Here is a 10,939-nt window from a genome sequence, read left to right as displayed (position 1 = left end):
ACCAGCAACCCCGCCACCGACCGACCCACCACCCGCCGCCCCACCGCCCCAGCCCGGCGTCCGCCCCGGCGCCCGCAGCTCCGCCAGCAGCTCCTCCCGCTCACGCCCCACCGAACCCGCCTCCGTCCCGCTCCTCCGCCGCAGCCGCGGCACCCCCCGGCCCCCGCCGCCAGGTCCAGCGCCAGCGCCGCCGTCCAACTGAAGTCCCGCGCCCCCCGGGCCGCGCCCGTCAGCGGGTCCACGTACTCCGCGAAGCCCGACGCCGCCGCCAGGGCCGGCACCGCCCGCCGCAGCGCGTCCGCCGGCCCGGCCACGCCGTGCCGCCGCAGGCCGCGCTCCACCAGCCAGGCGGTGTTGAACCACGCCGGACCGCGCCAGTACCGGGTGCGGTCGAACGCCGGTCCCGTCAGGTCGTACGAGGCGACCAGCGGCAGCTCGCCGAGCCGGAAGCGCTCGCCCGCCAGGGTGGCCGCCAGCGCCCGGGCCACCGCCGGCGGCAGGCCGGAGGCGAGCAGCGGGGTCAGCCCGGCGACGCCGTACCCGTCGAGCGGCCGGTCCGCGCGCAGGTCGCGGCCGCGGAAGATGCCCGCGCCGGGGTCCCAGAGCCGGGCCACCAGCGCCTCCGTCAGCCGCGCGGCCCGCTCCCGGTGCGCTGCCGGACCGGGGCGGGGGCCGGCCCCGTACGGCGTGGGGCCCGCGGCGGCCAGCTCCGCCGCGATCTCCGCCATCGCCTCCTCCGAGGCGATCAGCAGCGCGTTCACGCACGGGTCCTCGACGGCGAAGCCGTGCCGCGCCGCCGCGTCGGCGTAGCCCGCGTCGCGGTAGTCGGCGGCGAGCCGGACGTAGCGCCCGTAGTCGAGATCCGTCGGCCGGTCGGCCGGGTCGCCGTGGTCGAGGTCGGCCCGGCGGAACGACGCCGCCGCGGCCGGCTCGACCCGGGCCAGCGGGCCGTCCCAGGCCGGGCTGTTGTCCATCCCGGACTCCCAGGGGTGGACGATCGCGGCCAGGCCGGCGCCGCCGAGGTCGCGGTCCGCGGTGAGGTAGCGGTGCCAGGCCAGGAGCCGCGGGTAGATCCGGGGCAGGAAGCCGCTGGGCGCGGAGGCCGCCGGGTCCGCCCGGTGCACCAGCAGCGCCGCGAGCGCGTGCACCGGCGGCTGCACGAGGCCGGAGGTCTCCAGGTGGGCCGGGGCGCCGGCCCGCGTGCCCGCGCCCGTGCTCCCGCCCGCGCGGCCCCCGGCGCCGGAGCCCGTCGAGCGCCAGAAGTCCGGCCCCGGGAAGTACGCGGCGTGCGGCACCGCCGGGTTGAAGACGATGTGGGGGACACGGCCGTCGCCCCACTGGGCGCCCAGCAGCATCTCCAGCTCGCGCTGCGCGCGCCGCGGCGACAGGTGCCGCAGCCCGACGGCGACGAACGCCGAGTCCCAGCTCCACTGGTGCGGGTAGAGGGTGCGCGACGGCACGGTGGCGCTGCCGGTCCAGTTGCCGAGGAGCACCGCCGCGGCGGCCCGCCACGGGTCGTCCGGCCGTACCCGCCCCAGGCTGCCGGCGCCCGCCCGGCCGCCGGGCGACGCGGTCAGCGCGGTCGCGCCCCGCCCCTCCGCGGGCGCCGCCGTCATGCGCCGGCCCTGCGCAGGAAGCCGGGCACGGCGGCGACGGCCGCCGCCGGGTCGCCGGTCAGCCGGCACTCGGCGGCGAGCCAGCCGGAGTAGCCGGCGGCGTGCAGCGCGCCGAGCCAGGCCGGCCAGTCGAGGTGGCCGGCGCCGGGCTGGCAGCGGTTGGAGTCGGAGACCTGCGCGTGGCCGATCCAGGGGGCGTTGTCGAGGATGGCGGCGGCCGGGTCGGCCTCCTCGATGTTCATGTGGTAGCTGTCGATGCCGATCCGCACGCTGTCCAGGCCGGTGGCGCGGATGAGTTCGGTGGCCTGCTCCAGCCGGTTGACCATGTGGTCCTCGTAGCGGTTGAGGGGCTCAAGGAACAGCGTGACGCCTTCGCGGCGCGCGTGCTCGCCCAGCTCGGCCAGCCCGTCGAGCAGCACGGCGCGGTCCCCGGCCGCGTCCCGCGGCGGGGTGAAGGGCGGCAGCCGGCGGGAGAACATCCCGTACGAGGCGGGGGTCTGCGCGCCGACGCCGCCGATCTCGGCGATCACCGACAGCTGGGACTTCAGCTGCACCACCGCGTCGCGGCGCTGCTCGGCGTCGAACGCGCCGAAGAAGTGCAGCATCTCCACGCAGACGGTGGGCATGACGACGCCGTCGGCGAGCGCCCGCTTCAGCTCGGGCAGCCGGGCGGCGAAGCGCAGGTCGCCCCGGGCGCGCAGCTCGATGCCGGCGTAGCCGGCGGCCTGCGCGAACTCCCACTTCTGCTGGAGGGTGTCGCCGGGCAGGAGCTGTTCCTGGGCTGCGAGGGAGAACATGGGGGGCGGGTGGCCTTTCTGCGCGGAGGTGTGCGCGGGGTGTGCGCGGACGTACGGGGCGGCGTGCGGGGCCGGCCGCGGCGGCCTCAGAACTCCAGGACGACCTGCATGGCGTCTTCGGGGCGCTCGTCGAGCAGGGCGTACGCGTCCGCCGCCGCGTCCGCCGGCACCACGTGGCTGACCAGCGGCAGCACCTCGACCCGGCCCTCGGCGACGAGCCGCAGGAACGTCCGCTGCAGCCGCCGCTGGTCCCACCGCCCGGCCAGCTGCGGCGGGACGCCGCCGATCTGGGAGCAGACGAGCTGCACCCGGTTGTGGTGGAACTCGTCGCCGAGCCGCAGCCCGACGGCGTCGCCCTGGTAGAAGCCGGCGGCCACCACCCGGCCGTCGACGACGACGGAGCGCAGCGCCTCGTGCAGCGCCGGGTACGCGCCGCTGAGCTCGATCGCGGCGTCGGCGCCGCGGCCGTCGGTCGCCGCCCGGATCTGCTCGGCGACGGCGTCGGTGCGGGCGTTGAGCGTACGGGCCGCGCCGTGGTCCCGGGCCCGGGCCAGCCGGGCGTCGAGGGCGTCCACGGCGGTGACCGTGCCGCCGTTCAGCGCGGCCAGCCGGGTGGCGAGCAGCCCGATGACGCCCTGGCCGAAGACGGCGACGTCCTCGCCGACGTGCAGCCCGGCGGCCAGGACCGCGTTGTGTGCAATGGCCCCGACCCGGGCGAACGACCCGGCCAGGGGGTCGAGTCCGGCGGGCAGCGTGTGCCCGGTCAGCCGCTCCGCGGGGACGACGCCCTCGCTGCGGTGCCCCCAGATGCCCCAGACCAGGTCGCCGACCGCGGGCAGGCCGGGGGTGCCGGCCAGCTCGGGGGAGACCTCGGCGACCTCGCCGACCTCGGAGTAGCCCCAGCCGGCGACCGGATACGACAGCCCGGCCGCGTCCTCGCGGAACAGCCGGGTGCCGGGGTCCCAGGAGCGGGTCAGATAGGGGTTCGTACCCCGGTAGGCGGTGAGTTCGGTACCCGCGGAGATGCCGGAGTACCGGGTGCGGACCCGCAGGTGGCCGGGGGGTAGCGCGGCGCGCTCGTGCGCGGTGACCTCGACCTGGCGGGGGGCGGTGAACTGGACGACGCGTTCCACGGTGGGTGCTCCGGATGGGCTGATCGGGGGCGCGGCTGTTAACGACTTGCGTCGAACATATCTCAGACTTATGTCTTGTCAACAAGAAAAAGTAGTGCTGAGATGCAGTCTGCCAACGCTTAAGTCGATCCATGGAACAGTCAAAGGATCAGGAACATGCGCATGTGGACCCGGCGGTCGCGGACCTCGGCCCTGCTCGCGGGCACGCTCGCCCTGGGCGTGCTCGCCGGCTGTGCCACCGACGCCTCCGGGCCGGGCAGGCCCGACCGGAAGATCACCGTGTGGTCGGAGGAGAGCCTGACCGACCGCATCGCCCACACCCGGAAGGTCATCGACGGCTTCGAGGACGAGACCGGCATCGAGGTCGAGCTGGTCGGCGTGGACGAGAACCAGCTCCCGCAGCTGATCATGTCGGCCGCCGCGGCCGGCGACCTGCCGGACGTGATCGGCGCCGTGCCGCTCGGCCAGGCCTGGCAGATGTACAGCAACGAGCTGCTGAACACCCGCATCCCCGCCGAGGTCGTCGACCGGCTCGGCGAGGACACCTTCGACGCCAACGGGCTGCGCCTGACCGCCGACGGCGGCACCCGGCTCGGGGTGCCCTCCGACGCCTGGGTGCAGATCGTCGCGTACCGCCGGGACCTGTTCCGCGAGGCCGGGCTGCCCGTCCCCGACGACTACGCGAGCCTGCTGGAGGCCGCCGACAGGCTGGACGCCCGGGGCCGCGACGGGATCTCCGTCGCCACCGACCCCGCGGACGTCTTCACCCAGCAGAGCTTCGAGGACCTCGCCCTGGCCAACGGCTGCGACCTGGTCGACGGCGCCGGCGACATCGCCCTGGACTCCGCGCAGTGCCGCACCGCCTTCGAGACGTACGGCACCCTCGCCCGCGACCACGGGCCGCCCGGGCTGCAGACCGTCGACACCACCCGGGCCACCTACTTCGCCGGCCGGTCCAGCATGATCATCTGGTCCTCGTTCCTGCTGGACGAGCTGGCCGGGCTGCGCGACGACGCCCTGCCGAGCTGCGCCCGGTGCCGGGACGACCCCGGGTTCCTGGCGTCGAACAGCGGCATCGTCACCGCGCTGCAGGGACCCGGCGGCGCCGAGCCCGCCCAGTTCGGCGAGATCACCTCGTGGCTGGCCACCAAGACCGCCGAGACCGAGGCGTCGACCGAGTTCATCGAGTACATGATGAGCGCCGGCTACGAGGACTGGTTCGGCATGGCGCCCGAAGGCAAGATCCCGGTCCGCACCGGCACCCCCGGCGAGCCCGGGCGGTACGTCGACGCCTGGCGCGCCAGCGACATGGGCGTCGACACCCGCAGGTCCATGGAGGAGGTCTTCTCCCCGGAACTGCTCGATCAGCTCGTCGCCGGCGTCGGCGACATGAAGCGGTGGGGCATCGACCAGGGCGAGGGCGCGCTCGTCGGCGCGACCAACGGCGAACTGCCCGTCGCCAAGGCCGTCGGCGCCATGGCCTCGGGGCAGACGAGTGCCGAGGAGGCGGCGCGCGAGGCGTACGAGGAAGTCGACGCGCTGCAGACCTCCCTTGAGTAACCGGCCGGCCCCCGCTCCCCCCGAGGAACGTCACCGAGGAAACCGCACATGACCACGATCGACAGCCGCGGTACGGCGAAGCAGGCCGGCCCGCGCCCGCCCGCCGGCGGCCGGCCGCGCGCCCGCCGCCCCCTGACCGCGAGCCGCCGCGAGAACCGCGCCGGCCTGGCCTTCGTCAGCCCCACCTTCCTGGTGGTGCTGGTCGTCGTGATCGTCCCGATCCTCTGGACGGTCCTGCTGGCCTTCCAGGACGCCAAGCTCGTCGACATCCAGGGCATGGGCCTGTTCGGCAACTGGTCGCTGGATAACTTCACCGACGTCTTCGCCTCGGCGGGCTTCTGGTCCAGCCTCGGCACCACCCTCGTCTACACCGTCGGCGCCACCGCGGGCTCGGTGCTGCTCGGCCTCGTCGCCGCCCTCGCGCTGCGCCGCCCGTTCCGCGGCCGCGGCCTGCTGCGCGGCTCGATGCTCCTGCCGTACGTCGCCCCGGTCGTCGCCGTCACGTTCGTCTGGCAGGTGGCGCTCAGCCCGCAGTACGGCGTCGTCAACGAGTGGGGCCGGGACGTCTTCGGCTGGGACGACCCCGTCGCGTTCCTGTCCACCCGCCAGTACGAGGTGAACCTGCTGGGCTGGCACGTCGACCTCCCGCTCGCCCTGCTCACGGTCATCGCCTTCGAGGTCTGGCGCTACTTCCCCTTCGCCTTCCTCTTCCTCCTCGCCCGGCTGCAGGCCGTGCCGGACACCCTGGAGGAGGCCGCGACGGTGGACGGCGCCACCGTCTCGCAGCGCTTCCGGCACGTGCTGCTGCCGCAGCTCATGCCCGTGATCGCGCTGCTGTGCGTGCTGCGCTTCATCATGACGTTCAACAAGTTCGACGACGTCTACCTGCTCACCGGCGGCGGTGCCGGCACCGACGTCGCGGCCGTCCGCGTCTACGAGTTCCTCACCTCGCGCTTCGACGTGGGCGCCGCCGCGGCCCAGGCGCTGGTCCTCGCGGTCGTGCTGACGGCGCTGCTGGGCGTCTACTTCAGGTTCTTCGCCAAGCGGGTCCAGGAGGAGGCGTGATGACGCGCGCGCGGTTCGAGGAGCGCCTCTTCGGCACGCTCCGCTGGGTCGTGATCGCGTTCCTGGCGCTGATCACCCTGGTCCCCTTCTACTACATGGTCATGCTGTCGCTGAAGCCCATCGACGCGCTGCTGGTGGACCCCGGGTCCATGTGGGTGTCGGCGAAGGACCTCACGGCCGCGACGTACCGGGACGTGCTCAAGTCCACCGACGACGGCGGCCAGGGCTTCCTGAAGCTGATGCTCAACTCGGCGCTGGTGTCGCTGGGCACCGTGGCCCTCACCCTCGCCGCCGCCGTGCCCGGCTCGTACGCCGTCAGCAGGCTGAGGTTCTTCGGCAGCCGCCAGGTCAGCGCGGTGTTCCTGGCCGTCTACCTGTTCCCGGCGACGCTGCTGGCGGTCCCGCTGTTCGTGATGTTCGCACGGCTGGGCCTGTCCGGCAGCCTCGTGGGCCTGGCGATCGTGTACGTGGCGCAGACCGTGCCCGTGTCCATCTACATGCTGAAGAACTACCTCGTCACCATCCCGTACGCCGTCGAGGAGGCGGCGGCGCTCGACGGCTGCAGCAGGCTGCAGACGCTGCGCAGGGTGGTGCTGCCGCTGGCCGCGCCCTCGCTGATGGCCACCGGGCTGTACGTCTTCATGATCGCCTGGAACGAGTTCCTGTTCGCGCTGCTCTTCCTCGCCGCCGACCCGGAGAGCTGGACTGTGTCGCTCGGCCTGGCGCAGCTGTCCAACGGCATCGAGGTGTCCAAGACCGTGCTCATGGCCGGGTCCGTGGTCCTCACCGTCCCCGTGGTACTGCTGTTCTTCGCGGCCGAACGACTGCTCACCGAAGGCCTCACCAGCGGCGCCGACAAGAGCTGACCGGAGAGACGACACATGCGCAACCAGGCCAGCGCGGGACAGCTGCTCCAGCTCATCCGCACCGGCGAGGCCACCACCCGCGCCGAACTGCAGGACGCCACCGGCCTGTCCCGCTCCACCGTCGCGGGCCGGCTCGACGCGCTGACGGCCGCCGGCTGGCTGCGCGGCGCCGCCGGCGTCTCCACCGGCGGCCGGCCGTCCGTGCGGCTGGAGTTCGACACCGCGCACGCCGTCGTCCTCGCCGCCGACCTGCAGACCCGGCACGGCCGCGCGGCCGTGCTCGACCTCGCCGGCCGGCCGCTGGCCGAGCACACCGGCACCCTGCGCGTCGGCGACGGGCCCGAGGCGGTCCTCGACGAGCTGGGCCGCTGGTTCGGCCCGCTGCTGGCGGCGGCCGGGCGGAGCGCGGACGAGGTCTGCGGCGTGGGCATCTCGGTGCCGGGCCCGGTGGACTTCGACACCGGGGTCGTCGTACAGCCGCCGATCATGCCCGGCTGGGACGGCTACCCGATCCAGGACCACATGCGCCGGTCCTTCGCCGAGCACACCGGCGGCGCCGCGGACGTCCCGGTGCTCGTCGACAACGACGCCAACCTCCTGGCGTACGCGGAGCAGCGCGCCGGCTACCCGGACTGCGCCGCCTTCGTGCTCGTCAAGGTCGCCACCGGCATCGGAGCCGGCGTCGTCGTCGACGGCCGCATCTACCGCGGCATCGACGGCGGCGCCGGCGACATCGGGCACGTCCGGCTGCACGACGGGATGGACGCCGTCTGCGCCTGCGGCTCGTACGGCTGCCTGGCCGCCGTCGCCAGCGGGCGCGCGCTGGCCGGCCGGCTGAGCGGGCTGGGCGTGCCCGCGACCTCCGGCTCCGACGTGCGCGACCTGCTGGCCGAGGGGCAGCCGGACGCGGTGCGGCTCGCCCGCGAGGCCGGGATGCGGGTGGGCGAGGTGCTGGCCACGGCCGTCACGCTGCTCAACCCGGGGGTGCTCGTGATCGTCGGCGATCTCGCGGGCACGCCCTTCCTCACCGGCGTACGGGAGTTGCTCTACCAGCGCGCGATGCCGCGCACCACCGCGCACCTGCAGGTCGTCACCTCCCGCCTGGGCGACGGCGCGGGGCTCGCGGGCGCGGCGGCGCTGGTGGTGGAGCACCTGTACGCGCCCGGCCGCGCGGACCAGCGGCTGGCGGCCCGTACCCGGAACGGGACCCGGTGACCGGCGGCGCACCGGCGCCGGCACCCCCGGTGCGGGTCGGGCTCGTCGGCGCCGGCCCCTGGGCCCGCGCCACGCACGCCCGGATGCTCGCCGCCGGGCCCGAGACCGAGCTGACCGCCGTCTGGGCCCGCCGCCCCGGGGCCGCCGCCGAGGTGGCCGCGCCGTACGGCGCCGCGGTCGCCGGCTCCTTCGCGGAGCTGCTCGACGGCTGCGAGGCCGTCGACTTCGCCGTACCGCCGGCCGTCCAGGCCGAGCTGGCCGTACGCGCCGCCGCCGCGGGCCGGGCCCTGCTGCTGGAGAAGCCGCTCGGCCCCGACCCGGGCGCCGCCCGCGCCGTCGCCGACGCGGTCGCCCGGCACGGCGTGGTCTCGCAGCTCGTGCTCACCAAGCGGTACCACCCGGCCACCCGCGACTTCCTGCGCCGCGCCGCCGCCGCCGACGTCACCGGCGCCCGCTCCTGCTATCTGCACGGCGCCTTCCTCGGCGGCGAGTTCGCCACCGGCTGGCGGCTGGCGCACGGGGCGCTCCTCGACCTCGGCCCGCACCTGCTCGACCTCCTCGACGCCGCCGTCGGCCCCGTCGCCGCCGTCCGCGGCACCGGCGACCCGCGCCGCTGGATCGAGCTGACCTGCGAGCACGAGAACGGCGCCGTCAGCCAGGCGTCGCTGTCCGGCAGCGTCCGGCTGCCCGCCGCCCGCACCCGCGTCGAGCTGTTCGGCCCCGCGGGCGAACTCGTCTACGACACCGCCGGACTCGACCACGAGGAGTGCTGGCCCGTGCTGCGCCGCGAGTTCGCCGCCGCCGTCCGCGCCGGCCGCCCCGGCGCCCTCGACGCCCGCCGCGGCCTGCGGCTGCAGGAGTTGCTGCACCGGGCCCTGGCCGGCTGAGCAACGCCCGCGACCGGTGCGTTCACGCCACGTCGCGCGTCCGGGGACCGGTCCCCGCACGCGCGCGGGACACTGCGGGGGTACGCATCCCCCGACGAGCGCCCGGAGGCCGGCGATGACCCTGCGAGAGAGCCTGGCGCGCGGCGCCGCGCCGTCGCCGCCCGGCACCCTGCACGCCCGCAGCGTCGCCGGCGGCATCCGGGTGGCGCCCGCCGCCGCTCGGGTCGTGCGCTTCGGGCGCGACAAGGACGAGGTCGACCTGTGCGTCGGCGAGGACGACCTGCGCGTCAGCCGCCGCCACGGCGAGCTGGCGTACCGGCGCAGCACGTGGTGGCTGCGCAACACCGGGCAGCAGCTCGTCCGGCTGCCGCGCGGCCGGCTCATGCACCTGAGCACCGAGCCGATCCCCCTCGCCCCCGGCTACACCCCGCTGTTCGTCAAGGGCTCCGGCCACCGCGAGCACCTCGTCGAGCTGTACGTCGCCGACGACGGCGAGGACGGCCGGGTGCCGCGGCACCGCGCCGAGACGCTGCCGCCGAAGCGCTGGCCGCTCAGCGACGAGGAGCGGCTGTTCCTCGTCGTCCTCGGGCAGCAGTACCTGCAGTACGAGTCGGAGCCGCGCCCGCTGTCGTACCGGCAGGCGGCCGAGCGGCTGGCGTACCTGCCCGGCGGCGGGGCGTGGACCAAGCGCGTCGTCGAGCACCGGATCGAGAACGTCCGCCACCGGCTGGCGCGCGGCGGCTTCCCGTACCAGGTGGTCCGGGGCGACGACGGGAGCGGACCGTCCGACAACGACCTGAAGCACAACCTGCTGCGCGGACTGGTGGAGTCCACCACACTCGTGCCCCCGGACCTCGAACTCCTGGACGACGATTTCCCGAGCTGAGGGCTGTTCTCCGGGCTTCGGCGCCGCTGCGGCGTGGAAGTCGTGAAGAGGTCGTGTCTCCGTTACGTGTACCCGATAAGTTTCGCCCTGCAGACGGGCGAAGGGAGTCGCGGTGCGCGTGGGTCAGCTGGTCGGCGACCGCTACCGGCTCGAAGAGCTGATCGGCGACGAGGGCCGCGGCGAGGTGTGGCTCGCCGAGGACGGCCAGCTGGGCCGCAGGGTCGTGCTCAAACGCGGCGGCGGCACCGGCGACCGCTCCCGGCTCCTCGGCGTGGCCCGGGCCCAGGCCAAGGCCACCCACCCGCACGTGGTCACGCTCTACGGCGTGGAGTTCGTCGACTCCGGCCCGGACTCGGGCTGCTGGCTGGTCATGGAGCACGTCACCGGCGGCAGCCTGGACAGGCAGTCCCCGATGGCGCCCGAGCAGGCCGCCCGGATCGGCGCGCAGATCGCGCGGGCGCTGGAGGCGCTGCACGCCAACGGCGTGGTGCACTGCGACGTCAAGCCCGCCAACGTCGTCATCACCGACGACGGCACACCCAAGCTCACCGACTTCGACTCCGCCCAGCGCACCGGCAGCAGCGAGACCATCTCGCCGGACCGCCCGCTGAGCTACACCCCCGACTACGCCGCCCCCGAGGTGGTCAACGGCTCGCCCGTGCCGCGCTCGGACGTGTACTCCCTCGCGGCGATGCTCTACAAGGCCGTCACCGGCGTGCCCCACGACGAGGGGGACGGCGACGGCCGGGAGGACGACGCCACCCTGCGCGGGTGGAAGGTCAGCCACGGCGTGCTGCGCCGCGAGCGCGACACCGGGCCGCTCGCCGCGGAGCTGGGCGTGCTGCTCCGCCGCCGGCCCGACCAGCGGCCCGACGCCGCCGGCGCCCGCCGGCTGCTGGAGGAGGCCGCCGGGC

At 75.1% G+C, this 10,939-nt stretch carries 10 protein-coding genes; 7 read left to right on the top strand and 3 right to left on the bottom strand.

Translation table 11 applies throughout. The annotated features are described in order from the left end of the window. The 3 genes from ABD317_RS26680 to ABD317_RS26670 all read right to left on the bottom strand — a co-directional run. On the bottom strand, positions 1-1,616 hold a 1,616-nt coding region (locus ABD317_RS26680; RefSeq protein WP_344292744.1), incomplete at its 3' end, for an MGH1-like glycoside hydrolase domain-containing protein. Then, entirely contained in the window at positions 1,613-2,413 is an 801-nt protein-coding gene (locus tag ABD317_RS26675) for a sugar phosphate isomerase/epimerase family protein (RefSeq protein ID WP_344292742.1), read from the bottom strand. The genes ABD317_RS26680 and ABD317_RS26675, both read right to left, overlap by 4 nt. Before the next feature lie 86 nt (positions 2,414-2,499). Next, positions 2,500-3,546, bottom strand: a complete 1,047-nt coding sequence (locus ABD317_RS26670; protein WP_344292740.1) for a zinc-dependent alcohol dehydrogenase — start codon at positions 3,544-3,546, stop codon at positions 2,500-2,502. Between the two features lie 156 nt (positions 3,547-3,702). On the opposite strand from ABD317_RS26670, the gene ABD317_RS26665 reads away from it, so the two are divergent. From ABD317_RS26665 to ABD317_RS26635, 7 genes are all read left to right on the top strand, one after another. Then, on the top strand, positions 3,703-5,106 hold the full coding sequence (locus ABD317_RS26665; protein WP_344292738.1) for an ABC transporter substrate-binding protein: 1,404 nt from the start codon (positions 3,703-3,705) through the stop codon (positions 5,104-5,106). A 48-nt stretch (positions 5,107-5,154) separates the two neighbouring features. Continuing rightward, entirely contained in the window at positions 5,155-6,171 is a 1,017-nt protein-coding gene (locus ABD317_RS26660) for a carbohydrate ABC transporter permease (RefSeq protein ID WP_344292736.1), read from the top strand. Then, positions 6,171-7,037: a carbohydrate ABC transporter permease gene (locus ABD317_RS26655; protein ID WP_344292734.1), complete on the top strand. Its 867-nt coding sequence runs from the start codon at positions 6,171-6,173 to the stop codon at positions 7,035-7,037. Before ABD317_RS26660 ends, ABD317_RS26655 begins: the two co-directional genes overlap by 1 nt. A 15-nt stretch (positions 7,038-7,052) precedes the next feature. Next, positions 7,053-8,252: an ROK family transcriptional regulator gene (locus tag ABD317_RS26650; RefSeq protein WP_344292732.1), complete on the top strand. Its 1,200-nt coding sequence runs from the start codon at positions 7,053-7,055 to the stop codon at positions 8,250-8,252. Beyond that, positions 8,249-9,139 (top strand): Gfo/Idh/MocA family protein, encoded by an 891-nt coding sequence (locus ABD317_RS26645; RefSeq protein WP_344292730.1) that lies wholly within the window; start codon positions 8,249-8,251, stop codon positions 9,137-9,139. Before ABD317_RS26650 ends, ABD317_RS26645 begins: the two co-directional genes overlap by 4 nt. Positions 9,140-9,254: 115 nt before the next feature. Then, on the top strand, positions 9,255-10,025 hold the full coding sequence (locus ABD317_RS26640; RefSeq protein WP_027751980.1) for an FHA domain-containing protein: 771 nt from the start codon (positions 9,255-9,257) through the stop codon (positions 10,023-10,025). Between the two features lie 112 nt (positions 10,026-10,137). Further along, a partial coding sequence (locus ABD317_RS26635; RefSeq protein ID WP_344292728.1) for a serine/threonine-protein kinase occupies positions 10,138-10,939 on the top strand: 802 nt, incomplete at its 3' end.

Source organism: Streptomyces synnematoformans, from assembly GCF_039531005.1.
Lineage (GTDB): Bacteria > Actinomycetota > Actinomycetes > Streptomycetales > Streptomycetaceae > Streptomyces > Streptomyces synnematoformans.
The sequence above is the reverse complement of the archived record's forward strand: the minus strand, read 5'-3'. Positions and strand labels throughout refer to the sequence as shown.

What these genes read in the sequence shown, in the direction of transcription:
- ABD317_RS26675 (WP_344292742.1), bottom strand. Translation starts at nt 2,413, where the DNA reads ATGTTCTCCCTCGCAGCCCAGGAACAGCTCCTGCCCGGCGACACCCTC.
- ABD317_RS26665 (WP_344292738.1), top strand. Translation starts at nt 3,703, where the DNA reads ATGCGCATGTGGACCCGGCGGTCGCGGACCTCGGCCCTGCTCGCGGGC.
- ABD317_RS26660 (WP_344292736.1), top strand. Translation starts at nt 5,155, where the DNA reads ATGACCACGATCGACAGCCGCGGTACGGCGAAGCAGGCCGGCCCGCGC.
- ABD317_RS26655 (WP_344292734.1), top strand. Translation starts at nt 6,171, where the DNA reads ATGACGCGCGCGCGGTTCGAGGAGCGCCTCTTCGGCACGCTCCGCTGG.
- ABD317_RS26650 (WP_344292732.1), top strand. Translation starts at nt 7,053, where the DNA reads ATGCGCAACCAGGCCAGCGCGGGACAGCTGCTCCAGCTCATCCGCACC.
- ABD317_RS26640 (WP_027751980.1), top strand. Translation starts at nt 9,255, where the DNA reads ATGACCCTGCGAGAGAGCCTGGCGCGCGGCGCCGCGCCGTCGCCGCCC.